This is a genomic window from Pantoea sp. KPR_PJ (assembly GCF_041386365.1).
GTDB lineage: Bacteria > Pseudomonadota > Gammaproteobacteria > Enterobacterales > Enterobacteriaceae > Pantoea.
The window spans coordinates 67,190-90,898 of the sequence record NZ_JABMIK010000002.1 but is presented as its reverse complement, the minus strand read 5'-3'; the positions used below and the strand labels follow the sequence as shown (position 1 = coordinate 90,898).

General features: G+C 55.8%; 24 protein-coding genes. 14 read left to right on the top strand and 10 right to left on the bottom strand.

The genetic code is table 11. The features are described from left to right. The first annotated feature begins 23 nt into the window (after positions 1 to 23). Both ruvA and ruvB read left to right on the top strand, forming a co-directional pair. Positions 24 to 638 carry a Holliday junction branch migration protein RuvA gene (gene ruvA / locus HP564_RS05075; protein ID WP_371240852.1) on the top strand — a complete coding sequence of 205 codons (615 nt, stop codon included), beginning with the start codon at positions 24 to 26 and terminating at the stop codon, positions 636 to 638. Positions 639 to 646: 8 nt separating this feature from the next. Continuing rightward, entirely contained in the window at positions 647 to 1,651 is a 1,005-nt protein-coding gene (ruvB, locus tag HP564_RS05070; protein ID WP_371240850.1) for a Holliday junction branch migration DNA helicase RuvB, read from the top strand. On the opposite strand, the gene znuB is transcribed toward ruvB, so the two are convergent. Both znuB and znuC read right to left on the bottom strand, forming a co-directional pair. Then, positions 1,652 to 2,437 (bottom strand): zinc ABC transporter permease subunit ZnuB, encoded by a 786-nt coding sequence (znuB, locus tag HP564_RS05065; protein ID WP_371240848.1) that lies wholly within the window; start codon positions 2,435 to 2,437, stop codon positions 1,652 to 1,654. Continuing rightward, positions 2,434 to 3,189 carry a zinc ABC transporter ATP-binding protein ZnuC gene (gene znuC, locus HP564_RS05060; protein WP_371240846.1) on the bottom strand — a complete coding sequence of 252 codons (756 nt, stop codon included), beginning with the start codon at positions 3,187 to 3,189 and terminating at the stop codon, positions 2,434 to 2,436. Before znuC ends, znuB begins: the two co-directional genes overlap by 4 nt. Positions 3,190 to 3,266: 77 nt before the next feature. Between znuC and znuA the strand changes: the two genes are divergently transcribed. The 3 genes from znuA to lpxM all read left to right on the top strand — a co-directional run bounded on the left by znuA (position 3,267) and on the right by lpxM (position 6,670). Next, positions 3,267 to 4,226 carry a zinc ABC transporter substrate-binding protein ZnuA gene (gene znuA, locus HP564_RS05055; RefSeq protein ID WP_371240843.1) on the top strand — a complete coding sequence of 320 codons (960 nt, stop codon included), beginning with the start codon at positions 3,267 to 3,269 and terminating at the stop codon, positions 4,224 to 4,226. A gap of 13 nt (positions 4,227 to 4,239) precedes the next feature. After that, entirely contained in the window at positions 4,240 to 5,571 is a 1,332-nt protein-coding gene (gene mepM, locus HP564_RS05050) for a murein DD-endopeptidase MepM (RefSeq protein WP_371240841.1), read from the top strand. Positions 5,572 to 5,695: 124 nt separating this feature from the next. After that, positions 5,696 to 6,670, top strand: coding sequence for a lauroyl-Kdo(2)-lipid IV(A) myristoyltransferase (lpxM, locus tag HP564_RS05045; RefSeq protein ID WP_371240839.1), 975 nt, complete (start codon positions 5,696 to 5,698; stop codon positions 6,668 to 6,670). A 60-nt stretch (positions 6,671 to 6,730) separates the two neighbouring features. Here lpxM and HP564_RS05040 read toward each other — a convergent pair whose 3' ends face one another. The 3 genes from HP564_RS05040 to hexR form a co-directional block, all read right to left on the bottom strand. Beyond that, on the bottom strand, positions 6,731 to 7,966 hold the full coding sequence (locus HP564_RS05040) for an MFS transporter (RefSeq protein ID WP_371240837.1): 1,236 nt from the start codon (positions 7,964 to 7,966) through the stop codon (positions 6,731 to 6,733). Between the two features lie 81 nt (positions 7,967 to 8,047). Beyond that, positions 8,048 to 9,490 carry a pyruvate kinase gene (pyk, locus tag HP564_RS05035; RefSeq protein WP_371240835.1) on the bottom strand — a complete coding sequence of 481 codons (1,443 nt, stop codon included), beginning with the start codon at positions 9,488 to 9,490 and terminating at the stop codon, positions 8,048 to 8,050. 106 nt (positions 9,491 to 9,596) lie between these two features. Then, positions 9,597 to 10,475, bottom strand: a complete 879-nt coding sequence (hexR, locus tag HP564_RS05030) for a transcriptional regulator HexR (protein WP_371241975.1) — start codon at positions 10,473 to 10,475, stop codon at positions 9,597 to 9,599. A 369-nt stretch (positions 10,476 to 10,844) separates the two neighbouring features. Between hexR and zwf the strand changes: the two genes are divergently transcribed. Together zwf and HP564_RS05020 are read left to right on the top strand one after the other, a co-directional pair. Continuing rightward, the gene (zwf, locus tag HP564_RS05025) at positions 10,845 to 12,320 is read left to right on the top strand and encodes a glucose-6-phosphate dehydrogenase (protein WP_371240833.1); all 1,476 of its coding nucleotides are present in this window, start codon (positions 10,845 to 10,847) and stop codon (positions 12,318 to 12,320) included. 177 nt (positions 12,321 to 12,497) lie between these two features. After that, entirely contained in the window at positions 12,498 to 13,136 is a 639-nt protein-coding gene (locus tag HP564_RS05020; RefSeq protein WP_371240831.1) for a bifunctional 4-hydroxy-2-oxoglutarate aldolase/2-dehydro-3-deoxy-phosphogluconate aldolase, read from the top strand. Between the two features lie 36 nt (positions 13,137 to 13,172). On the opposite strand, the gene purT is transcribed toward HP564_RS05020, so the two are convergent. Then, positions 13,173 to 14,351, bottom strand: coding sequence for a formate-dependent phosphoribosylglycinamide formyltransferase (purT, locus tag HP564_RS05015; protein WP_371240829.1), 1,179 nt, complete (start codon positions 14,349 to 14,351; stop codon positions 13,173 to 13,175). A 152-nt stretch (positions 14,352 to 14,503) separates the two neighbouring features. Here purT and HP564_RS05010 point away from each other — a divergent pair, with 152 nt between their 5' ends. Both HP564_RS05010 and HP564_RS05005 read left to right on the top strand, forming a co-directional pair. Further along, positions 14,504 to 15,157, top strand: coding sequence for a tellurite resistance TerB family protein (locus tag HP564_RS05010; protein ID WP_371240827.1), 654 nt, complete (start codon positions 14,504 to 14,506; stop codon positions 15,155 to 15,157). Between the two features lie 113 nt (positions 15,158 to 15,270). After that, positions 15,271 to 17,334 (top strand): prolyl oligopeptidase family serine peptidase, encoded by a 2,064-nt coding sequence (locus HP564_RS05005; RefSeq protein WP_371240825.1) that lies wholly within the window; start codon positions 15,271 to 15,273, stop codon positions 17,332 to 17,334. Here HP564_RS05005 and exoX read toward each other — a convergent pair. Together exoX and HP564_RS04995 are read right to left on the bottom strand one after the other, a co-directional pair. Then, positions 17,328 to 17,996 carry an exodeoxyribonuclease X gene (exoX, locus tag HP564_RS05000; protein ID WP_371240823.1) on the bottom strand — a complete coding sequence of 223 codons (669 nt, stop codon included), beginning with the start codon at positions 17,994 to 17,996 and terminating at the stop codon, positions 17,328 to 17,330. The genes HP564_RS05005 and exoX overlap by 7 nt on opposite strands. A 3-nt stretch (positions 17,997 to 17,999) precedes the next feature. Further along, on the bottom strand, positions 18,000 to 18,230 hold the full coding sequence (locus tag HP564_RS04995; protein ID WP_371240821.1) for a DNA polymerase III subunit theta: 231 nt from the start codon (positions 18,228 to 18,230) through the stop codon (positions 18,000 to 18,002). Between the two features lie 152 nt (positions 18,231 to 18,382). On the opposite strand from HP564_RS04995, the gene copC reads away from it, so the two are divergent. Genes copC through HP564_RS04980 form a run of 3 tightly spaced genes read left to right on the top strand, consistent with a single transcriptional unit; the run spans position 18,383 to position 20,022 of the window. Further along, entirely contained in the window at positions 18,383 to 18,760 is a 378-nt protein-coding gene (gene copC / locus HP564_RS04990; protein ID WP_371240819.1) for a copper homeostasis periplasmic binding protein CopC, read from the top strand. Positions 18,761 to 18,763: 3 nt separating this feature from the next. Next, on the top strand, positions 18,764 to 19,639 hold the full coding sequence (gene copD / locus HP564_RS04985; RefSeq protein ID WP_371240818.1) for a copper homeostasis membrane protein CopD: 876 nt from the start codon (positions 18,764 to 18,766) through the stop codon (positions 19,637 to 19,639). 35 nt (positions 19,640 to 19,674) lie between these two features. Next, the gene (locus HP564_RS04980) at positions 19,675 to 20,022 is read left to right on the top strand and encodes a YebY family protein (protein WP_371241973.1); all 348 of its coding nucleotides are present in this window, start codon (positions 19,675 to 19,677) and stop codon (positions 20,020 to 20,022) included. Between the two features lie 1,091 nt (positions 20,023 to 21,113). Here HP564_RS04980 and HP564_RS04975 read toward each other — a convergent pair. After that, positions 21,114 to 21,311, bottom strand: coding sequence for a hypothetical protein (locus tag HP564_RS04975; RefSeq protein WP_371240816.1), 198 nt, complete (start codon positions 21,309 to 21,311; stop codon positions 21,114 to 21,116). A 69-nt stretch (positions 21,312 to 21,380) separates the two neighbouring features. Between HP564_RS04975 and HP564_RS04970 the strand changes: the two genes are divergently transcribed. After that, positions 21,381 to 22,238 carry a manganese catalase family protein gene (locus tag HP564_RS04970; RefSeq protein ID WP_371240814.1) on the top strand — a complete coding sequence of 286 codons (858 nt, stop codon included), beginning with the start codon at positions 21,381 to 21,383 and terminating at the stop codon, positions 22,236 to 22,238. Positions 22,239 to 22,458: 220 nt separating this feature from the next. On the opposite strand, the gene HP564_RS04965 is transcribed toward HP564_RS04970, so the two are convergent. Continuing rightward, complete coding sequence (locus HP564_RS04965; RefSeq protein WP_371240812.1) at positions 22,459 to 22,665, bottom strand: hypothetical protein; 207 nt, start codon at positions 22,663 to 22,665, stop codon at positions 22,459 to 22,461. 395 nt (positions 22,666 to 23,060) lie between these two features. Between HP564_RS04965 and HP564_RS04960 the strand changes: the two genes are divergently transcribed. After that, entirely contained in the window at positions 23,061 to 23,708 is a 648-nt protein-coding gene (locus tag HP564_RS04960) for a metallophosphoesterase (RefSeq protein WP_371240810.1), read from the top strand. Position 23,709 lies beyond the last annotated feature (1 nt).

The window sequence follows — 23,709 nt, the reverse complement described above, 5'->3', positions numbered from 1 at the left end:
TCATCAATTAAGGAAGCGTTCAGGTGATAGGTCGTTTACGGGGCAACATTCTGGAAAAGCAGCCGCCGCTGGTGCTGATTGAAGCGCACGGCGTGGGTTATGAAGTGCATATGCCAATGACCTGTTTTTATGAGCTGCCTGAACTCAACCACGAAGCGGTAATTTTTACTCACTTTGTGGTGCGTGAAGATGCACAGCTGCTGTTCGGCTTCAACAATAAACAAGAACGCGCGCTGTTTCGCGAGCTGATTAAAACCAACGGCGTTGGGCCCAAGCTGGCGCTGGCGATCCTCTCCGGCATGTCGGCGCAGCAGTTCGTCACGGCGGTAGAAAAAGAGGAGATCGCAGCGCTGATCAAGCTGCCTGGCGTCGGCAAGAAAACCGCCGAGCGCCTGGTGGTAGAGATGAAAGATCGCTTCAAGGGGCTGCACGGCGATCTCTTCTCGGGCGAAACGGCCTTTACGCTCACTACCCAGAATGCGGAACCGGAAAGCAACGACGCTGAGGCAGAAGCGGTTGCGGCACTGGTTGCGCTGGGATATAAACCGCAGGAAGCCAGCCGCATGATCAGCAAGGTTGGCAAGCCTGACGCAGACTGCGAAACCCTGATCCGTGAAGCACTGCGCGCCGCCATTTGAGGTAAGTCATGATTGAAGCCGACCGTCTGGTCTCTGCCGCCAGTTATAACGAAGAAGAGAGTCTTGACCGTGCGATCCGCCCTAAGCTGCTCGCTGAGTATGTGGGGCAGCCGCAGGTGCGCGAACAGATGGAAATTTTCATCCAGGCGGCAAAACTGCGCGGCGATGCGCTGGACCACCTGCTGATTTTCGGTCCGCCGGGGCTGGGGAAAACCACGCTGGCAAACATTGTCGCTAACGAAATGGGCGTTAATCTGCGCACCACCTCTGGTCCGGTGCTGGAAAAGGCGGGCGATCTGGCCGCGATGCTGACCAATCTTGAGCCGCATGACGTCCTGTTCATTGATGAAATTCATCGCCTGTCGCCGGTGGTTGAAGAGGTACTCTATCCGGCGATGGAGGATTATCAGCTGGATATCATGATTGGTGAGGGACCGGCTGCGCGCTCTATTAAGCTCGATTTGCCGCCCTTTACCCTGATTGGCGCCACCACGCGCGCCGGTTCGCTCACCTCGCCGCTGCGCGATCGTTTTGGCATCGTGCAGCGTCTGGAGTTTTATAACGTGCCTGACCTTCAGCATATCGTCAGCCGTAGCGCAGCCTGCCTGGGCCTGCCGCTGAGTGACGAAGGCGCACTGGAAGTGGCGCAGCGCTCACGCGGTACGCCGCGTATCGCTAACCGACTGCTGCGTCGCGTGCGCGACTTTGCTGAAGTGCGGGCGAACGGTGAGATGAGCGGTAATGTGGCTGCCAGCGCGCTCGACATGCTCAACGTCGACAGTGAAGGCTTTGACTATATGGACCGCAAGCTGCTGCTGGCAATTATCGATAAGTTCACTGGCGGGCCGGTGGGACTGGATAACCTGGCGGCGGCTATTGGCGAGGAGCGGGAGACCATTGAGGATGTGATTGAGCCTTTCCTGATCCAGCAAGGCTTTATTCAGCGCACGCCGCGCGGCCGGATGGCCACGCAGCATGCCTATCGCCACTTTGGTATGGCGCGCGACGAGTAATCAGACGGCGGGCTTACGCGCCATACTCAGGATAAACAGCAGCGCGGCGCACAGCACCACCGACGGGCCAGCGGGCGTGTCATAGAAGGCAGAAAAGGTGAGTCCGCCCGATACGGCAATGATACCGACAATGACCGCCAGTCCCGCCATCTGTTCGGGGGATCGCGAAAAGCGGCGCGCCGTTGCAGCGGGAATAATCAGCAGCGAGGTGATAATCAGCGCGCCCACGAATTTCATCGCGACGCCAATGGTCAGCGCCGTTACCAGCATCAGGATCAGCCGGGTGCGCTGAATATTGACCCCATCAACCTGTGCCAGTTCCGGGCTGATGGTCATCGAAAGCAGCGCGCGCCACTGCCACGCCATCACCGCCAGCACCACCATCACCCCTGCTCCCATCACCCACAAATCCGCTGGAGTAACCGCCAGCAAATCGCCGAACAGATAGGCCATGAGATCCACGCGCACGTTCGACATCAGGCTGACCACCACCAGGCCGAGCGACAGCGCGCTGTGCGCCATAATGCCCAACAGGGTATCGATCGCCAGATGAGGGCGGCGCTCCAGAAATACCAGACCCAGCGCCAGGCAGACGGTCACCAGGATCACCGCATAGTAGGGATTAACATTGAGCAGCAGACCAAAGGCAACGCCAAGTAGCGAAGCGTGCGCCAGCGTATCACCGAAGTAGGACATTTTACGCCAGACGACAAACGAACCCAGCGGACCCGCGGCCAGCGCCAGCATGACACCGCCCAGCCAGCCCGGTAGTAACAACTCAATCATGATGGACCCTGTCCTCTGCGTAAAACGATACGTCCCTGTAGGTCGTGACGATGATTATGGTTATGGCGATAGATGGCCAGCTGCTGTGCGCCGCGCGAACCAAACATCGCAATAAACTCCGGATGCTGCGATACCGCTTCCGGGGTGCCAGAACAGCAAATATGGTGGTTGAGGCAGAGCACCTCGTCGGTTTTCGCCATTACCAGATGCAGGTCATGGGACACCATCAGAACGCCGCAGTTCAGCTCGTGGCGCAGCTGGTCAATCAGATCGTAGAGCGCGACCTGGCCGTTAACGTCGACGCCCTGGGTTGGCTCATCCAGCACCAGCAGCTGCGGCTGGTTAAGCAGGGCGCGCGCCAGCAGCACACGCTGTGTTTCACCGCCTGACAGTTTTTGCAGTGGGGCTTTCAGCAGGTGGCCCGCCTGCACGCGCTTTAGCGCAGGCAGTACCTCGGCGCGCCTGGCACCACGCGTCAGCAGCATAAAGCGCTCAACGGTTACGGGCAGCGTAGGATCGATATGCAGCTTTTGCGGCACGTAGCCGATGCGCAGCCCGCTATTGCGCTGCACCTGACCGGACGTCGGCGCCAGCAGGCCCAGCACCACGCGCACCAGCGTCGATTTTCCGGCGCCGTTAGGTCCAAGCAGCGTAAGTATGCGTCCGGGCATCAGCTTCAGGCTGATGCCCGACAGCACAGGTCGTCGTGCAAATTGCACTGAGATATTTTCAAGCGTGACAAGTGATGACATGTTATTTACAGGTTGCACTGAATTTCGAATGTTATAATATCACATCCCATCACAAGGTCACGATGGAATGACGCATTATGTTACACATTAAACAGAGCCAAATTTTTACCCTTACTGCGTTAGCACTAACTACCTCTCTTGCCCTTCCTGCGCAAGCAAACGTCCTCGCTTCCGTTAAGCCTCTGGGCTTTATTGCAGCCGCAATTGCCGACGGCGTCACGCCCGTCGATATCCTGCTGCCGGATGGGGCGTCAGAGCACGATTACGCGCTGCGCCCTTCAGATATAAAACGCATTAAAAACGCGGACTTAGTCGTATGGGTCGGCCCTGAAATGGAAGCCTTCATGAGCAAGCCTGCGGCAGATTTACCGGCGCAAAAAAATCTTGAAATCGCGGCCATGCAGCAGGTTAAGCCACTGCTGCTGAAGGGAGCTGACGACGACGATCACCACGATGGCGAGCAGGCAGATGAAAGTGCGGAAGCCCATGATGAGGAGGCACATCACCATCATCACGGTGAATTTAATATGCACCTGTGGATGTCACCACAAATCTCAAGGCTGGCGGCGGTTGCAATCCATGGAAAATTATTGGAACTTATGCCCGAAAGCAAAGCCAAACTTGACGCTAATCTACAGCAGTTCGAGCGCGAACTGGCAGATACCGACAAGCACATTGGTGCGCAGCTTGCGCCGGTCAGCAACAAAGGGTATTTCGTTTTTCATGACGCTTACACGTATTTTGAGAAACACTACGGCCTCTCGCCCAGCGGGCATTTTACCGTAAACCCCGAAATTCAGCCGGGCGCACAGCGCCTGCATCAAATACGAACACAGTTGGTTGAGCAAAAGGCCGTTTGCGTCTTTGCTGAGCCACAATTCAGGCCAGCCGTCATCGATGCGGTTGCCCGTGGAACCAGGGTACGTAAAGGTACGCTCGATCCGCTGGGAACAAATATCAGCCTTAGTCAGGACAGCTACGTGAAATTCCTTTCACAGCTGTCAGGCCAGTATGCGAGCTGCCTGAATGGAGCATGAGGAATAGGTAAAAGTGCAGCAGATAGCCCGCTCTGTCGCCCTCGCATTTAATAATTTGCCGCGCCCCCACCGCGTTATGCTGGGGTCATTAACCGTGGTTACACTGGCCGTCGCTGTATGGCGGCCCTATGTCTATCACCCTGCCGACGATGCGATGCCGATCGTTAAAAGCATCGAACTGGATAAAAACCAGCTGCGTACATTGCTGCCTGAAGCCAGTGAACCCATCGATCAAACCACCACCGAACCGGAAGAAGAGCTGCCTGCGGACGATATCGACCAGGATGTGCCGGACGTAGCCGGGACGCACGAATATACCGTTTCCGCTGGCGACACGCTGAGCAGTGCCCTGAATCAATATGGCATTGAGATGGGCGATATCAACGCGCTGGTAAGCAGCGATAAAGCGCTGCGCAATCTGCAGGTTGGCCAGCAGCTGAGCTGGACCCTGACCGATGACGGTGGCCTGCAGTCTCTCACATGGGAAATCAACCGCCGAGAAACGCGTACCTACCAGCGCGGCAACAATGGCGCGTTTACCATGCAGTCGGAGATGCAAAAAGGCGAGTGGCAGAACAGGGTGCTTAAAGGTGAAGTCCGCGGCAGTTTTGCCGCCAGCGCCCAGCGCGCCGGTCTGACCGGCAACGAAGCCAGCGCCGTCATCAAAGCGCTACAGTGGCAGATGGATTTTCGTAAACTGCGCGCCGGCGATCAGTTCAGCGTGCTGATGTCACGCGAAATGCTCGACGGCAAGAGCGCCCAGAGCCAGCTGCTCGGCGTGCGTCTGCGCTCCGGCGGCAAAGATTATTACGCCTTCCGTGCCGAAGACGGCAAGTTCTACGATCGCAACGGTTCTGGCCTGGCACGCGGGTTTATGCGTTTCCCAACCGTAAAGCAGTATCGCGTCTCCTCTAACTTTAATCCGCGTCGTCTTAATCCCGTCACGGGCCGTATTGCGCCGCACAAAGGCGTCGACTTTGCGCTGCCGGTAGGCACCCCGGTGCTGGCTGTCGGCGATGGCGAAGTGGTGGTCGCGAAAAACGGCGGGGCGGCAGGCAATTATGTCGCAATTCGCCACGGTCGCCAGTATATGACGCGTTATATGCACCTGAAAAAAGTGCTGGTCAAGCCGGGCGAGAAAGTGAAGCGTGGCGATCGCATTGCGCTGTCGGGCAACACCGGTCGCTCTACCGGCCCGCATTTGCACTTTGAAATCTGGATTAATAATCAGGCCGTTAACCCGCTGACGGCGAAACTGCCGCGGATGGAAGGTCTGACCGGCAAAGATCGCAGTGATTATATGGCGCAGGTGAAATCCAGTCTGCCGCAGCTGAGTTTCCAGTAAACTGAGCCGAAACGGGTTCCTGAAACCGACGCCTTGTGCGTCGGTTTTTTTTCGGCGCTGCCGCAGGGATTGCAAATTTGCCTGCCGCCACTATCATTAGCGCGTCATTGATTGAGGCGTGTGCATGGAAAACCCGAAAAAAAAGCATATTGAATTTATTCCCGTTTTTGAACGTTCTTTCCTGAAACCCAAATACTGGGGAAGCTGGCTGGCCATCGGCGCACTGGCTGGTATGGCGATGCTGCCCGCCCGCGTACGCGATCCGCTGCTGGGTGGTCTGGGAAAAATGGCAGGGAAACTGGCTAAGGGTGCCCGTCGTCGTGCGCTGATCAATCTTTATTACTGTTTGCCGGAGCTAAGCGAAACAGAGCGCAGCGATATTGTCGACCGCATGTTCGCGACCGCGCCGCAGGCAATGACCATGATGGCTGAACTGGGTATGCGCGATCCGGCCCGTATCCGCCAGCGCGTCGAGTGGCATGGCCGCGAAATCATCGATCAGATGCAGGCGGAAAAGCAGAATGTTATTTTTCTGGTGCCTCACGGCTGGGCGGTAGATATTCCCGCCATGCTGCTCGCCTCAGAGGGGCAGATGATGGCCGCGATGTTCCACAATCAGAGCGATCCGCTGCTCGATTACGTCTGGAATACCGTGCGACGCCGTTTTGGTGGACGAATGCACGCGCGTAATGATGGCATCAAACCCTTTATCAGTTCGGTACGTCAGGGCTACTGGGGTTACTATCTGCCTGACCAGGATCACGGGGCCGAGCACAGCGAGTTTGTCGATTTCTTCGCAACCTATAAAGCAACGCTGCCCGCAGTGGGTCGCCTGATGAAGGTATGCCGCGCCCGCGTGGTGCCGCTTTTTCCGGTATACAACAGCGAGACGCACAGGCTGGAAATCTACGTGCGTCCACCCATGGACGATCTGCTGGAGGCCGATGACACTACGCTGGCGCGCCGCATGAACGAAGAGGTAGAAGTGTTTGTGCGCCCCCATCCTGAACAGTACACCTGGATTTTAAAACTGCTCAAGACGCGCAAAGAGGGGGATATTGAGCCCTATAAGCGCAAAGAACTCTATCCGCGTAAGTAGTAAAAGGGCCGCCATTGCGGCCCTTTCTGTTTAGCAGGGTGCGGCGACTTTCACGCCGGCTCAGGAGAGCGCCGTCACCTGCGCACGCCGTTTGCGTTCGCGCAGAAACAGCGTTATCAGCACAAACCACAACACGCCGCTGATAAAATTGATCAGGCTGAACCAAAGCGTGCCACCGCTGAAGTAGCCGCTTTTTGCCAGTTCAATGCCCACGGCCAGCGTCAGAATACTGATCATCCCCAGCATTGCCGCCACGCTGCCTTTACCCGCGTCGCTGGCATAGAGGGTCAGACGATAAAGCCCGGCATTCACCATACCCGCGCCAAAGGCATAAAGACTCAATCCGGCAGTGAGCAGCAGATAGCTGTGGCTGTTGAGGAGATTCGCCAGCAGGGCAACGCTCAATCCGATAAGAATGGGCCAGGCGGCAAATCTGACCGGCTGCTCAATCGGCACGCGCCCGGCCAGTTTGCCCAGCGTAATGTTGCCGATAATCATGGCCAGAAAGACCGGAAGCTGGAGCAGTGCATACTGCAGGCGCGACAGCTGTTCCTCATGCATCAGGATCACCGGCGAAAGCGCCACCCAGGTCAGTACCGGGATAAATACCAGCCCAATCGCAAATGACCCCAGCATGACCATCCGGTCCCGGATCAGCTGCCGATAGGTGCGCGCCAGCTGCGGTAGCGCAATCGAGTGACTGCGATCGCCCGCGGTCTCCGGCATCACGCGCCACAGAATCAAAAAGGCAAAAGCACTGAGCAGGGCGAACAGCCAGAACATGCTGCGCCAGCCAGCCAGGGTAAGCCAGGCTGCTCCCGCCAGTGGACCCGCCAGCGGTGCCAGCAGCGCGACATTGGCCATTAGCGCCATCACGCGCACCGCCAGCGCCTCATCAAACGCCTCCTGAACGGCGGCATAGCTGACTGCGCCAATAAAACAGAGGCTAATGCCCTGAATAAAGCGCAGCACCACAAACTCTTCGATGGAACCCACCCAGCTGGTAAGCACGCAGGCAAGGATAAAAAAGAGAATGCCGCCCAACATCACCGGGCGACGGCCATATTTATCAGAGAGCGGACCAAGCAGCCACTGCAACACCACGCCGCCGAGCAGATAGGCGGTCAGTGAGGTAGAAACCCACTCAGGTCCGACGTTAAACTCTTGCGTCACCAGCAGCATACCGGGCTGGATCATGTCGTGGGCGATATAGGTAGCAAATTCAAACAGCACCAGCGCCAGCGGAAACAGCAGCAAACGCGCTGTCAGCTTACTGACGGGTTGATAGCGGGGCATCCAGACTCCTTAAAAAAAAGAAAAACGCGACCGCCAGGCAGTCGCGTTTTTACAGCGAAACAGCAGAGACGCGACGCGGCGTTAGTCGACGCGCAGCACCCGGCTGGTGTTAGTGGTGCCAGTGGCGCCCATTACGTCACCCTGGGTGACAATGACCAGGTCGCCAGAGACAAGGAAACCTTTGTCGCGCAGCAGGTTGATGGCGTCGTGCGCCGCCACCACGCCATCGTTATCACTGTTGAAAAATACCGGCGTCACGCCACGATAGAGCGCGGTCAGGTTCAGCGTGCGCTCGTGACGTGACATAGCAAAAATCGGCAGGCCCGACGTAATACGCGACGTCATCAGCGGCGTACGGCCAGACTCGGTCATGGTAATGATAGCGGTCACGCCCTGAAGATGGTTGGCCGCATACATTGCCGACATCGCTATCGCCTCTTCGATATTATCGAAAGTGACTTCCAGGCGGTGTTTAGAGACGTTAACGCTCGGGATCTTCTCTGCACCCAGACAGACTTTCGCCATGGCCGAGACGGTTTCTGCCGGGTACTGGCCCGCAGCGGTTTCCGCCGACAGCATCACAGCGTCGGTGCCGTCGAGCACGGCGTTAGCCACATCCATGACTTCCGCACGCGTAGGCATCGGGTTAGTGATCATTGACTCCATCATCTGCGTAGCGGTGATGATAGTGCGGTTCAACTGACGCGCGCGGCGGATCAGCGCCTTCTGGATGCCGACCAGCTCAGGATCGCCAATTTCAACGCCGAGATCGCCGCGCGCAACCATTACCACATCAGACGCGAGAATAATGTCATCCATCGCTTCCTGTGTCGCCACCGCTTCAGCACGTTCCACTTTCGCCACCAGCTGCGCTTCGCAGCCCGCTTCGCGAGCCAGGCGGCGTGCGTAGTTCATATCCTCGCCGCTGCGCGGGAACGAGACGGCCAGATAGTCAACGCCAATTTTCGCAGCGGTAATAATGTCCGCTTTATCCTTTTCGGTTAACGCCTCAGCTGAGAGGCCGCCGCCCAGTTTGTTGATACCTTTATTGTTGGAGAGCGGGCCGCCAACGGTCACTTCGGTAAACACTTTCATGCCCTGAACTTCCAGCACCTTAAGCTGTACTCGCCCATCGTCCAGCAGCAGAATGTCGCCCGGCACCACATCTTCCGGCAGGCCTTTATAATCAATGCCGACGCGCTCTTTATCACCTTCGCCCTTGCTCAGGCTGGCATCGAGCAGAAAACGGTCGCCCACGTTAAGGAAAACCTTGCCTTCTTTGAAGGTTGAGACACGAATTTTAGGGCCCTGAAGGTCGCCAAGAATGGCAACGTGACGGCCCAGTTTCGCCGCAATTTCGCGGACTTTGTTTGCGCGCAGCTGATGATCTTCCGGTGTACCGTGCGAGAAGTTGAGTCGCACAACGTTTGCGCCTGCGGCAATGATTTTTTCCAGATTGTTATCGCGGTCTGTAGCCGGGCCGAGGGTTGTAACGATTTTGGTTCTTCTGAGACGTCTTGACATGAAGGACTCCGTTGACAAATTTGCGTATCCCCTAAAGTGGACAGGGCGTGGTTATTATTCTAACTGAAGGACAGCCTGTGATACGACTCACATTGTGAATGTGATGTTAATTTTTTTGCTGTGTTCTGCTTTCCGTGGTGGTGTGTTTATCGAAACGTGAATTTTTTAAGGCCGCTTTTACCCGCTTCAGGTTCTCCTGGAAGGCCCCACCGCGTTCGAGGATAAATCCGGTCGCCAGTACATCAATAACGGTCAGTTGCGTCAGACGGGAAACCATCGGCAGGTAGACATCGGTATCTTCCGGAACGTTAAGCGTTATGGCGAGTGTGGCCATGGCAGCCAGTGGCGAAGCAGGGGACGTAATGGCTATCACGGTGGAACCGTTTACACTCGCAAGGCGAGCCAGTTCTACCATACTTTTTGTGCGGCCAGTATGTGAAATTAAAACAATCACGTCGTTCCAATGACTATTTATACAACTCATGCGCTGGATCACAATATCTTCAGACCAGACAACCGGTAGATCAAAACGCAGAAATTTATCAAAGGCGTCATGCGCCACCACCGCGGAGGCGCCCAGCCCAAAGAACGCTACTTTATGTGCCTGCGACAGCGCTTTTACTGCCCGCTGCATCAGCGCTAAATCAAGCTGGTTGCGCACGCGTTCCAGACCTGCCAGCGCCGAATCGAATATCTTGTGGCTGTAATCCTCCACATTGTCATTCTCTTTAACGTCGCGACTCGCCCAGCCTGGCCCTTTTGCCAGACTCTGCGCCAGCTGTAGCTTAAAATCGGGAAAGCCACGCGTGCTGATCCGATGACAAAAGCGGTTAACCGTGGGTTCACTGACATCAGCCGCGCGCGCCAGCCGAGCGATACTGGAATGGATCGCTTCCTGCGGTGCGGCAAGGATCTGCACGGCGACTTTCCTTTCCGATTTGCTGAGTGCAGCCAGCTGCGCCTCAATTTTTTCCAGCATATTCATAACATGATGACCGTTATCACTTTTGTCGATGCCTGCAATGGCTGGCGCTGCGGGCATAAAAGCCTGAATATACCCTGCGTGCCATGACTCCGCGCAAGTGCGGATAAATCCGCAGCGAGAAATGTTGTCATACTTTGCGCCGGGCCAGGTTTTGCCTGACACAGGCAGCAACACTTAACGGATAAAAAACGCACGCCGTAACACACCAGCACGCCTTATTCCGTACAGAGTTAACTCTGCGGACCAGCACAGAGTCGGTTTACCTGACCTCCTGAAATAAGTACATTGTGCTGAAAGAAAATTACAACATGGACCCGGTGGATGAGGATGAAAACTCCAGCCGGATCATCCTGCAACGAGGAGAGGAAAATGGCGGTAACACAAACAGCCCAGGCATGCGATCTGGTGATATTCGGTGCCAAAGGCGATCTTGCACGCCGGAAACTGTTGCCTTCACTGTATCAGCTGGAAAAAGCGGGCCAGATCCATGAGGAAACGCGCATTATTGGCGTAGGCCGCGCTGAATGGGATAAAGCAGCCTATACCAAAGTGGTACGTGAAGCGCTGGAAACCTTTATGAAGGAGAAGATTGACGAAGCGCTGTGGGACAAACTCAGCAACCGTCTCGACTTCTGCAACCTCGACGTTAACGATACCACCCATTTCCCTAAGCTGGGCAAGATGCTTGACCAGACAAAGCGCACCACCATCAACTATTTTGCAATGCCACCAAGTACCTTCGGCGCAATCTGTAAAGGTCTGGGCTCCGCGAAGCTAAATGCAAAACCGGCGCGCGTGGTGATGGAGAAGCCGCTCGGTACCTCACTGGAGACCTCGAAAGAGATTAACGATGCGGTAGGTGAGTTCTTTGATGAGAGTCAGGTGTTCCGTATTGACCACTATCTCGGTAAAGAGACGGTGCTCAACCTGCTGGCACTGCGCTTTGCTAACTCGATTTTCGTCAACAACTGGGACAACCGTACTATCGACCACGTACAGATTACCGTGGCCGAAGAGGTGGGTATCGAAGGGCGCTGGGGCTACTTTGACCAGGCGGGTCAGATGCGCGATATGATCCAGAACCACCTGCTGCAAATCCTCACCATGATCGCCATGTCACCACCGTCCGATCTCAGCGCTGACGCTATCCGCGACGAAAAAGTGAAAGTGCTGCGCTCACTGCGCCGTATCGACCAGACTAACGTGCGCGACAAAACGGTTCGCGGCCAGTACACCGCTGGCTTCGTACAGGGCAAGAAAGTGCCGGGCTACCTGGAAGAAGAGGGGGCTAACAAGTCGAGCTCGACCGAAACCTTTGTTGCCATTCGCGTCGACATTGACAACTGGCGCTGGGCGGGCGTGCCGTTTTACCTGCGTACCGGTAAACGCCTGCCGACCAAATGTTCTGAAGTTGTGGTTTACTTCAAAAACCCTGAGATGAACCTGTTTAAAGACTCCTACTCTGAGCTGCCGCAGAACAAACTGACGATTCGCCTGCAGCCTGATGAAGGGGTAGATATTGAAATCCTCAACAAGGTTCCAGGGCTTGACCATAAACACAAGCTGCAAACGACCAAGCTGGATCTGAGCTACTCCGAAACCTTTAACCAGTCGCACCTGGCGGATGCCTATGAGCGTCTGTTACTGGAGACCATGCGCGGCATTCAGGCGCTGTTCGTGCGTCGCGACGAAGTGGAAGCCGCATGGACCTATGTCGACTCGATTATCGACGCATGGGCCGCCGACGGTGACTCTTCCAAGCCTTATCAGGCAGGCACCTGGGGGCCGGTTGCTTCCGTGGCGATGATCACCCGAGATGGCCGTTCCTGGAACGAGTTCGAATAGTGCTCAAAAAGCCCGCCGCGTGCGGGCTTTTTTATGTGCGCTGCTACAGAAAAATGAACCGCAGTTTCAAAAACAGGCGAAGGCGGATGGACGATTCAGAATGCAATCCTGTATGGTAGTCACGCATTGATGGCACGCCGCGCGGCGTTCGCCGGTATGGACAAGCAAGGGGAACTGATGAAGAACTGGAAGACAAGTGCTGAAAAGATTCTGACCACTGGACCGGTAGTACCGGTGATCGTAGTGAATAAGCTGGAGCATGCGGTGCCCATGGCGAAAGCGCTGGTAGCCGGCGGCGTTCGCGTGCTGGAAGTGACGCTGCGCACCCCTGTGGCGATGGAGGCGCTACGCCTGATGATCAAAGAGGTGCCGGAAGCCATCGTGGGCGCAGGCACGGTGATTAACACTCAGCAGCTACAGGAAGTCACTGAAGCGGGCGCGCAATTTATTATCAGCCCTGGCATTACTGAGCCGCTACTTAAGGCAGCGGTAGATGGCCCGGTTCCCCTGATCCCGGGTATCAGCACCGTATCGGAGCTGATGACCGGAATGGATTATGGCCTGCGGGAGTTTAAATTTTTTCCGGCTGAGGCGAACGGCGGCGTCAAAGCGCTTCAGGCGATCGGTGGCCCTTTTCCGCAGGTGCGCTTCTGCCCAACCGGCGGCATTTCACCGGCCAACTATCGTGACTATCTGGCGCTGAAAAGTGTGCTCTGCATTGGCGGGTCCTGGCTGGTGCCCAACGACGCGCTGGAGTCGGGCGACTGGGATCGCATTACGCGTCTGGCACGTGAAGCGGTTGACGGCGCGAAATAACAGCAGGCGGTGGGCAGGGCGCTCACCGCCTTATTTTTACCCTTCTACTTTTACTGCTGCAGCACTGGCAATCGCGCGTGCAATGGCATCGTCTGTACTCTCACCGCTTGCCAGCGCGACGCCAAGACGACGCGAACCAGCGATTTCTGGCTTGCCGAACAGGCGCAGCTGAAGCCCTGCACCAAGCGCGGCCTCTACGTTGATGAACTGCACGTTCTGGCTGTGCAGCTGCGGCAGAATGACCGCTGACGCGGCGGGACCATACTGGCGAATGCCGCCGACTGGCAGACCCAGGAAGGCGCGCACGTGTAGCGCAAACTCAGAGAGATCCTGCGAAATCAGTGTGACCATGCCAGTATCATGCGGACGCGGCGACACTTCGCTGAAGATGACCTCGTCGCCGCAGACAAACAGCTCAACGCCGAATAGCCCATAACCGCCCAGCGCCTTAACCACCTCTCCGGCAATCGCCTGCGCGCGCTGTAGTGCGAGCTCGCTCATCTGCTGCGGCTGCCAGGATTCGCGATAGTCGCCATCTTCCTGGCGATGGCCAATAGGGGCGCAGAAGTGCAGGCCGTCAACCGCGCTGACGGTCAACAGCGTAATTTCGAAATCAAAGTTTACCACGCCTTCCACAATGACGCGGCCAGCGCCTGCACGCCCGCCCTGCTGAGCATATTCCCAGGCGCGCTCAAGCTGGCTCGCGTCGCGGATAAAACTCTGGCCTTTGCCGGAGGAGCTCATAACAGGTTTTACGATACAGGGAAAACCGATTTCATCGGTCGCCGCTTCGAAGCTGGCCTTGCTGTCGGCAAAACGGTAGCTGGAGGTAGGTAGCGACAGCTCTTCCGCAGCCAGACGGCGAATACCTTCACGGTTCATGGTCAGACGTGCGGCGCGCGCAGTCGGCACGACGCGCTGGCCCTGCTGCTCCAGCTCAACCAGTTTTTCGGTGGCGATCGCTTCGATCTCTGGCACGACGAAGTCAGGCTTTTCCTGCGCGATCAGTGCGGCCAGAGCATCACCGTCAAGCATATTAATTACATGGCTACGGTGCGCCACATGCATGGCAGGCGCATCGGCATAACGGTCGACGGCGATCACTTCCACACCGAGCCGCTGGCACTCCAGCGCCACTTCTTTACCCAGCTCACCTGAGCCTAACAGCATGACACGCGTCGCAGCCGGACGCAGGGCAGTTCCAAGAGTCGTCATAATTCCACCTGTAGTCAAAATGCGCGCGCAGTATAAACGAAAACGTTTGCGTTCTCACTATCTGACGCTTTGCCTCTTTTTTCTCAGCTTGACGTTTTCTGACGTCCGGTAGGGCAGAGTAAAGCTCTTATCGACCATTCATGGAGCAGGCAATGAACAACCTCTTGCAACAGTTACAGTCACTGCTGACAAAGAAAAGCCCCAGCGGCGGCGGCGGAGGGTTAAGCGATATGCTGGCACCCGGGGCGCTGGGTGGCCTGGCAGGCATGTTGATCGCCAGTAAAAAGTCGCGCAAGCTGCTGACCGAATATGGCGGCAAGGCGTTAATCATTGGCGGCGGCGCGGCGGCCGGAGCCGTGTTGTGGAACAAGTACAAGCAGCGCGTGCGCGAAACACATCAGAATGAAGCGGGATTTGGTGAGTTTCAGACACCGGTCGATCAGCGCGCCGAACGCCTTGTTACGGCGCTGGTGTTCGCTGCCAAAAGCGATGGTCATATTGACGATCAAGAGCGTGCCGCTATTGAGCGCAGCATTCATGAGTCGGGCTATGGAGAAAAAGCGGAGGCGCTGATCCAGAAAGCCATCAATCGTCCGCTCGATCCCGGCTGGCTGGCCGCCGACGTTAAAAACGAAGAGGAGGCGCTGGAACTTTATTTTTTGAGCTGCGCCGCTATTGACGTTGACCACTTTATGGAGCGTAGCTATCTGACAGCGCTGGGGGATGCGCTGAAGATCCCGCAGGATGTGCGCGACGGCATTGAGAATGACCTGCGCGAGAAAAAAGCGCAGCTTACCCTGGAATAAGGGGAGCGCGGCCGCCTCGCGCGGCCGCAATAACAAGGTGTTACGCACAAAAATTTGGCTTCCCTGCGACCTGATGCCACCCTTAAAGGAGACGAATAACAGGGAGACACCGCATGCAGGCCCCCATCGCAAAGAAAATTCCGCATGAAATGACGCTGCACGGCGACACGCGGGTAGATAATTACTACTGGTTACGCGACGACAAACGTGAAAATGAAGAGGTGCTGGACTACCTGCGTGCCGAGAATAACTACGGCAAGCAGATCATGGCTACACAGCAGCCACTTCAGAATCGGGTGTTGAAAGAGATTGTCGACCGCCTGCCGCCACAGGATCACTCAGTGCCCTATGTGCACAATGGCTATCGCTATCAGAGCCGCTATGAAAGTGGCAACGAATACGCTGCCTATTATCGCCAGCCCGCTGATCGTGCCGTGACGGATGAGTGGACGCTGCTGCTCGATGCCAATCAGCGCGCGTCACACAGCGAGTTCTATACCATGGGATCGCTTAACATCAGCCCCGATAATAACGTCATGGCGCTGGCAGAAGATTTTTTGTCCCGACGCCAGTACGGTATCCGTTTTCGCTGTCTGGAGAAGGGCAGCTGGTATCCAGAGGTGTTAAACAACGCCTCGTCCAGCATTGCCTGGGCCAATGACTCACGCACGCTTTACTATGTGCGCAAGCATGAGCAGACGCTGCTGCCTTATCAGGTCTGGCGTCACGAACTTGGCACGCCGCAAAGTGATGACCAGCTGGTTTATGAAGAGCAGGACGATACCTACCATCTCAGCGTGCACAAAACCACATCCGAGCACTTCATACTGATTGCGCTGTTCAGCACCAATACCAGCGAGATCCTGCTGATTGATGCTGGCTTCCCCGATGCCACGCCGCAGATCTTTCTGCCGCGCCGCAAAGATCATGAATACAGTCTGGATCACTACGATCATCAGTTTTATCTCCGCTCGAACCGAGAAGGAAAAAACTTTGGACTCTACCGCACGCGCTGGCTGGATGAGTCGCGCTGGGAAACGCTGATAAAGCCGCGCGATCACGTGGTAGTAGAAGATTTTCAGCTGTTTCGCGACTGGCTGGTCGTCGAGGAGCGCCAGCGCGGTCTGACCAGCCTGCGACAAATCCACTGGAAAACCGGAGAGGGCTTCGGTATTGCCTTTGACGATCCGACCTATGTTACCTGGCTGGCATACAATCCTTCGCCGGAAACCAGCAAGCTGCGCTACGGCTATGGCTCAATGACAACGCCCACCACGCTGTTTGAGCTGGATATGGATACGGGGGAGCGGCGGATCCTTAAGCAGAGTGCGGTAGGTAACTTTGACCCGGACAATTATAAAAGCGAACACCACTGGATCACGGTGCGTGACGGCACTGAGGTGCCGGTGTCGCTGGTCTATCATCGCAAACACTTTCAGCGCGGCAACAATCCTATGCTGGTCTACGGCTATGGTGCTTATGGCAGCAATATGGAGGCTGACTTCAGCGTCAGCCGCCTCAGCCTGCTGGATCGCGGGTTCGTCTATGCGCTGATCAATGTACGCGGCGGCGGCGAGCTGGGGCAGCGCTGGTATGATGGCGGGCGGCTGTTCAACAAGATGAACAGCTTTACTGACTTTATCGATGTCACCCAGGCGCTGGTGAAAAAAGGCTTTGGCCAGCCTGAACATCTCTACGCCATGGGCGGCAGTGCGGGCGGGCTGTTAATGGGGGCGGTGATCAATATGGCACCCGAGCTTTATCACGGCGTAGTGGCGCAGGTGCCTTTTGTTGATGTGGTGACCACCATGCTTGATGAGTCGATTCCGTTGACCACCGGGGAGTATGACGAGTGGGGCAACCCCAACGACGCGGACTATTACGGTTATATGCGCCAGTACAGCCCCTATGACAACGTGGCGGCCAAAGCCTACCCGCATATGCTGGTGACCACCGGGCTGCACGATTCACAGGTGCAATACTGGGAACCAGCGAAGTGGGTGGCGAAACTGCGTGCGCTGAAGACTAACAACAATCTGCTTATGCTCTGCACCGATATGGATTCGGGCCACGGTGGCAAGTCAGGCCGTTACAAATCTTATGAGGGGATCGCGCTGGAGCTGACGTTCCTGATCGCGCTGGCGCAGGGTAGCCTGCCGCCGCAGCGCGATTACTGATCGTTGCTGAGGTATTTACGCAGCGCCTGCCGCAGCGGTGGGCGCAGATCGCGTACGTTTTCCAGCACCCAGCGCAGGTAGCGGGGATCTTTACGCGCAATCGCGGCAACGGTTTCCCCGCGATATTTCCCGAAAGGCAACACATCCCCTGCAACGCTGGCAGGCTGACAGCGCTGTGCCATTTGCGCGGCGTTCCAGCCGGATACTGCCATAATGCGGATCAGCAGCGCGGCGGTCACATAGCAGTCGTATAACGCGCGGTGAGCGTGCAAATCGGCAGGCGGCGTAACCTCCAGCTTGAGGCTGTGGCGTAGCGCCTGGTTACCATATTTTATGCCCGGCCAGAGCTGACGCGACAGCGTCATGGTGCAGATCCAGTCGCCGTGCATTTCCGGCAGCATGCGACGATCAAAGCTGGCGTTATGGGCGACATAAAAGGGGCTGCCATGATAGCGGCCAATTGCCTCTTCAATGGTGGGCTTACCGGCTACCATCGCTTCAGTAATGCGGTGCACTGCCATTGCCTGGCGGCTGATGGGACGATCCGGCAGGATCAGGTCGCTCATAGGATTGACAATCTGGCCGTCAATGACGTCGACCGATGCCACTTCGACTACGCCGCCTTGCAGACCGCAGGTTTCGGTATCAATTACGCGTAGCATGATTTACTTCTGCTTAGGTTCGTAGGGCAGGCGAGAGAAGTTCAGCGAGGCCTGGCGGTAGTGCATCAGACGCTGGCGGAACCAGTCGCGCAGAGCTGCTGGCTGTTCCTGCTCAACCATTTCCGCCACTACCGGCATATTGTAGCGCTCTTTGAACGCCACGCCCGCAGCGGCCAGATCAACGTTGACTTTATCTTTCTCTTCCTGAGAAAGCTGGGCGAGGTTTTGACTCATGGGGATCTCCTGAAGGCAGGTGGCAAAAATATAGCTTATCCCCGTCTGAATCAAGGGCAAAGGATAGCATCGCTGGCCCTCGACACCTTAAAAGCCTGAGCGTATCCTTGCGCCACGTTTGCCGTGAATACGGTGGCTAAAAGGATGATCCCATGCAGAAAAGAACGATTTTTTCAGGCGCGGCTGTGCTGCTTTCCGCCTCGCTGTGGCTGATGAGCCAGCCGGCGCTGGCGCACGCTCATCTGAAATCGTCACAGCCGGCTGAAAACGCCGAGGTTGACGCCTCACCGCAGACGCTGTCCCTGAGTTTTACTGAAGAGGTGGAGCCGGCTTTCAGCGGGGTGACGCTTCTTGATTCACAACAACAGAAAGTGGCCATCGGAAAAGCGCAGCTGGATGCCGGGCAGCACAGCCGACTGATCCTGCCCCTTAACGCGCCGCTGGCCGCGGGTGACTATCAGGTCAACTGGCACGTGCTTTCCGTTGACGGTCATAAAACCCAGGGTAGCTACCGCTTTCGCGTGAAGTAAGCTGTGACCTCACTGTGGATTCTGCTACGGGCGCTGCACTTTGCCGCCGTCATGCTGCTGGCAGGCAGCGCGTTTTATACCGTGCTGCTGGCGCCGCGTCGCTATCGCTCCTTGCTGGCGCAGCGGCTGCATCATGTGATGCTGATCTGCGTCTGGCTGGCGCTGCTGAGCGCGCTGCTGATGCTGGGGGTGCAGTTGGTACTGATGAGCGGTGACTGGCGCAATCTGTTCAGCGGTGACATCTGGCTGGCGGTGCTGGCCACGCGCTTTGGCGCGGTGTGGCAATGGGAGACCGGCATTGCCGCCATCACGCTGCTGGGCGGGGTGCTCCGTCACGCGCGTCGCCAGCAGGTGTGGCTGTCGGGGGCACTGTTTCAGCTGGGCTGCATGGCGCTCACCGGACATGCCGCGATGCACGACGGCATGTCCGGTATACTGCAGCCAGTTAATCATGCCGTGCATCTGATCGCGGCGGCCTTCTGGGCAGGCGGGCTGCTGCCTTTACTGATCCTGATGCGTGAGGCACGGCAGATCGATCGTCGCAGCGATGCGATTCGCGCCATGATGCGTTTTTCGCGCTACGGGCATCTGGCCGTTGCGCTGGCGCTTTTCACCGGTATTATCAACACGCTATTGATTGTCGGCTGGCCTGGTCAGTGGACTGGCTCGCGCTATAGCGCGCTGTTAACCGTCAAGGTGGTGCTGGTGGGCATCATGGCAGGCATTGCTCTGATCAACCGTTACCTGCTGGTGCCGCGGTTTCGCCTGGCGGGAAAGGGCGCGCAACACTGTTTTATCCGCATGACGCAGCTTGAACTGCTGCTGGCATGCGTGGTGGTGGGCCTGGTCAGCGTTTTTGCCACGCTGTCGCCAGCCTGAGTTTGACCCGTTTTGACTGAGTAAAAAGGTAGGCTATTTTGCTGAAGAAAGTGATCCCCGCAGTACTGTTGTTGACTGTCTGCGGCCAGGCGCTGGCGGCGCAGATTATTACCGTGAGCCGGTTTGAAGTTGGTAAGGCAGCATGGCCATTCAGCCGTGAAGAGGTGATGCTGACCTGCGAAAAAGATGGTTCACTGTTTGCGATAAATCCCAGCACGCTGATGCAGTATCCGCTCAATGATAAAGCGGAAGCGCGCGTGCAGTCCGGCCAGGTGAAAGCGCAGCCGATCTCAGTGATTCAGGCGGAAGATAAAGCGCACCCTGGTCAAATGATGAGCCTGCAGCCGATTATCGATCGCACCCAGGCGCTGTGCGATAAATAATACGCCGAATGGCGCGATCCAGTTTCGCGCCGTCTTATGCGGATTATGCCGTCAGGATCACAATCTTATCCTGCGGATCCACCGGGTCGTGCCGTCCGCTGGCATTTCCACAGACGTGGTCTAACATTAAGTTGCAAGGCGTCATCGCCTGCATTAATGCCAACTTTTAGCGCACGGCTCTCAAAGAGCCATTTCCCTGGACCGAATACAGGAATCGTGTTCGGTCTTTTTTTATTCATTTTTTCGAGAGCGTAAAAGTCACCGCGCGCTGATGTTCTCTCCTCTTTGTTTTGTCTCTCGCCACTATTATTCAGGGGCCTCGTTCGCTATTTCATCGTCTGTTAGCCTGAGAGATGAATATCTCCTTACGGCAAAGAAAAAAGTAATTTCTGCTTTTTTTACAGAAAGTGGCTGAGAACTTTTTACATATCTTATCGGTTTTTTCAATAACGTTTTTCCTCGCCTCTGCCCCTACGGTGGGCCCTCAGACCGGCAGTCAGCAGACGGTTCTCGCTGAATCAACCGCATGCAGCAATGTTATCTGCCGATATGCTGCGTCAGCGCCAGGCAAATTCTGTCTGTCAGAGCGTGACCATTTTTTATTGAGGCGTCACAATTTTAATAACGCGACTGACCTTCCGGTAAGAAGGGTAAAGCGGGGCAGAATTTTCAGGCAGCCTGACCGCTTTATATTGTAGAAATAGCGGCGTTCGTAAAATCAGCCCTAAACCGGGATAAAGAGATCGCCTGCACGCATTACCGGCACGTAATGTAGCTGGAAAAAATTAACAGAGAGCATCAAGACCATTCTCTGCCCACACTCTTTGATACTCGTCCGGCTGCCAGCAGTTAGCCAGGCCTGACCGGGAAACGTCAGGCCTGTTGTCCGGTGCTGCGCCGACGTGCACTCATCCAGCGTTTGCCGCGTCAGTGGAGAACAGGGGCAGTGTTTTTTCTGGTTTTATCACAACCGCATCTGGCCTGTTTACTGGTAGCACAAATCGGGTGAATAATGCGGCCAGGTGGTCATTACGGCCCCTCTGCAGGATATCTGTCAGCGATTTAACGGTCCGCTTAAAAACCAGACTTTCTCATCGCGGGAAAAATACTATCTGTAGGCTGGCTGAAGCAGCGCGTTGCAGCAGCTCATCAATCTGGTTAACTGTTGCAGGGGCAAAACGCCGGTCGGCAAAAAAAATTGCAATTATTTTATCCAGCCTAAATGGTTCATATTTCGGGTAAGCTGCGATTTTTTGCCGCTTATATTTTTGCTGATGATTTACGGCCACGCTTTTCTTTTTATTAAAGCTCTTCCAGGCTTGTCTGGCTTATTCTCGTAAAAACGCCAGGAGATAATTATGTTTCATCACTCTTCAAAACTGCAATACCCCGTACGCGTTGATAAACCGGACCCGGAATTCGCTATGTTATTACAGCAGGCCATCGGGGGCGTTGAAGGGGAAATCCGCGTGGCAATGCAGTACTTTTTCCAGGCCATGGGCGCACGTGGCGATGCGCGTATCCGCGATTTGCTGATCTCCACCGCGACCGAAGAGCTGGCGCATATTGAGATGCTGGCGCACGCGGTCGCGCTAAATCTGGAAGGGGCACCGCTCTCCTGTCAGGAAGCCTCCGCCAGCGATCCGGTGGTCAATGCGGTGCTGGGCGGCATGAACCCGCGTCATATTCTTTCATCCGGTCTGGCAGCACTGCCGGTCAATGCCAACGGCGTGCCTTTTGATATGAGCCATATCTATGCTTCAGGCAACGTGGCGGCGGATATGCTCTCTAACGTGGCAGCAGAAGCGACCGGTCGTGTACTGGCGACGCGCCTTTATAATCTGACGGAAGACACGGGGATGAAGGATTTTCTCTCCTTCCTGATTGCCCGTGACACCATGCACCAGCAGCAGTGGCTGGCAGTGATTGAGGATCTGGGAGGGCTGAGTGCGTCACTGCCCATCCCTAACAGCTTCCCGCAGTCCGAAGAAGCGCATGAGCACGCCTACTATGCACTCAATACCTCGCTGGACAAACCGCTGCCAAAAGGGCGCTGGTGTGAGGGACCTTCGTTTGACGGTGAAGGTCAGTTCAGTGCGAAAGAAAAACCGGAGCCGCTGGGTGACGAGCCGCTGCTGGGCTATGCCCGACCGGGGTCTGGCGCGCAGAGCGAGCAAACGCTTTCCGGCACCGTGCCACCCGCGTTAAAACCCTGATGGCCGCGTGACCCGACACCGTGCAAAAACCGCCGTTGCTGCGGGGTGCTCGATCGCTGAAATCTGAACAGTGGCATCACCAGTCGAAGATATATTTAGTGCCACACTAAACTGGAGTCAGAAAAATTTTTTTTTACATCGACGCCTGAAGCCAGCAAAAAAGGCTTAGCGGGGTCAGGAAATGAAAAACCCCAGCGGGCGCTGGGGTTAACTGAGTGACTCATTTAGTCTCAAGTACCTGCTGCAGCCAGACGAGCTCGTCATCAAAGCCAGACTCGCGTAACAGTTGAAAATAAGACTCCTGAATCTCTGTTGAGACGGAAGCCAACAGCATGCCCAACATACCTTTGGTTTTACAAATTTCTAATGCTGCGTTTTCGAGAGAATCAAGATTAAAACTCACGTCATTAAGCGTATCAGCGATCATTTTTTATTCTCCTGACAGAGGTAATCAGCCATCCCTCTTTGCTGTGTGTATCTGCTCCACTACGTGGACGGGCTGAAACTGCACATTAGCGTAGTTTAGTCAGTCAGAAACATCCTGATATCTGAACAGTAATCGGTAGCAGATGGCGCTTTATGCGGCGAATTTTGCGAAAATTCTGAGAAACAAACAGACAGTATTCGGGTAAGCGTGCTCAGCCAACCACAAGCAGATGTACGAGGCGCGCCAGCGACTCAAGAAGCAGCAAACTGCCAATAAAGAGGATGACCAGCATGCTGAGAAATTGTTTACGGCTATTCATCATGCCTCCCTGAAGCTGTGAGCGGTTATACTTTAACCCGAGATAAATAAACCTGTTGTTAACAGACGGAATTAAAATGCACTACCAGTATCTTAACGGTGAAAACTGGCAAAACATATGGATAGTGGGTGATCTCCATGGCTGCCGCGCGCAGCTTGACGCCATGCTGCTGGAAAAGGGGTTCGATAAACAACAGGATCTTTTGATTTCCGTGGGAGATTTAATCGATCGCGGGCCTGACAGCTGCGGCTGCCTGGCGCTGATAACGGAGCCGTGGTTCCGCTGTGTACGTGGCAATCATGAAGAAATGGCAATTGATGCGTTACGTTGTCACGAAACCATGTTGTGGATGATAAACGGGGGGGAATGGTTTTATCAGCTTAAGGGGGCTGCGCTGATTACCGCACGCCATATGCTTAAAGCGCTGCACAACCTGCCGCTGATCCTGCATCTGCAACTTGCCGATCGCATTGTAATTGTGGCGCACGCTGACTATCCGTCAGATCACTATGCATGGGAGCAACCGGTTGACTGGCATCAGGTGGTGTGGAGCCGGAAACGCATTAACCGGCTGCAGTCGGGTAAGAGAGAGAGGATAGAGGGCGCAGACGATTTCTATTTTGGTCATACGCCGCTCCAGAGGCCTCTGGAGAGAGGCAATCTGCACTATATCGATACCGGTGCGGTCTTTGGCAACCGGCTGACGCTGGTGCAGTTACAGTAGG

Excerpts from the sequence above, each read along its gene's own strand:
- ruvB (WP_371240850.1), top strand. The coding sequence starts at position 647 with ATGATTGAAGCCGACCGTCTGGTCTCTGCCGCCAGTTATAACGAAGAA.
- znuB (WP_371240848.1), bottom strand. The coding sequence starts at position 2,437 with ATGATTGAGTTGTTACTACCGGGCTGGCTGGGCGGTGTCATGCTGGCG.
- znuC (WP_371240846.1), bottom strand. The coding sequence starts at position 3,189 with ATGTCATCACTTGTCACGCTTGAAAATATCTCAGTGCAATTTGCACGA.
- znuA (WP_371240843.1), top strand. The coding sequence starts at position 3,267 with ATGTTACACATTAAACAGAGCCAAATTTTTACCCTTACTGCGTTAGCA.
- lpxM (WP_371240839.1), top strand. The coding sequence starts at position 5,696 with ATGGAAAACCCGAAAAAAAAGCATATTGAATTTATTCCCGTTTTTGAA.
- HP564_RS05040 (WP_371240837.1), bottom strand. The coding sequence starts at position 7,966 with ATGCCCCGCTATCAACCCGTCAGTAAGCTGACAGCGCGTTTGCTGCTG.
- pyk (WP_371240835.1), bottom strand. The coding sequence starts at position 9,490 with ATGTCAAGACGTCTCAGAAGAACCAAAATCGTTACAACCCTCGGCCCG.
- hexR (WP_371241975.1), bottom strand. The coding sequence starts at position 10,475 with ATGAATATGCTGGAAAAAATTGAGGCGCAGCTGGCTGCACTCAGCAAA.
- zwf (WP_371240833.1), top strand. The coding sequence starts at position 10,845 with ATGGCGGTAACACAAACAGCCCAGGCATGCGATCTGGTGATATTCGGT.
- HP564_RS05020 (WP_371240831.1), top strand. The coding sequence starts at position 12,498 with ATGAAGAACTGGAAGACAAGTGCTGAAAAGATTCTGACCACTGGACCG.
- purT (WP_371240829.1), bottom strand. The coding sequence starts at position 14,351 with ATGACGACTCTTGGAACTGCCCTGCGTCCGGCTGCGACGCGTGTCATG.
- HP564_RS05010 (WP_371240827.1), top strand. The coding sequence starts at position 14,504 with ATGAACAACCTCTTGCAACAGTTACAGTCACTGCTGACAAAGAAAAGC.
- HP564_RS05005 (WP_371240825.1), top strand. The coding sequence starts at position 15,271 with ATGCAGGCCCCCATCGCAAAGAAAATTCCGCATGAAATGACGCTGCAC.
- exoX (WP_371240823.1), bottom strand. The coding sequence starts at position 17,996 with ATGCTACGCGTAATTGATACCGAAACCTGCGGTCTGCAAGGCGGCGTA.
- HP564_RS04995 (WP_371240821.1), bottom strand. The coding sequence starts at position 18,230 with ATGAGTCAAAACCTCGCCCAGCTTTCTCAGGAAGAGAAAGATAAAGTC.
- copC (WP_371240819.1), top strand. The coding sequence starts at position 18,383 with ATGCAGAAAAGAACGATTTTTTCAGGCGCGGCTGTGCTGCTTTCCGCC.
- HP564_RS04970 (WP_371240814.1), top strand. The coding sequence starts at position 21,381 with ATGTTTCATCACTCTTCAAAACTGCAATACCCCGTACGCGTTGATAAA.
- HP564_RS04965 (WP_371240812.1), bottom strand. The coding sequence starts at position 22,665 with ATGATCGCTGATACGCTTAATGACGTGAGTTTTAATCTTGATTCTCTC.
- HP564_RS04960 (WP_371240810.1), top strand. The coding sequence starts at position 23,061 with ATGCACTACCAGTATCTTAACGGTGAAAACTGGCAAAACATATGGATA.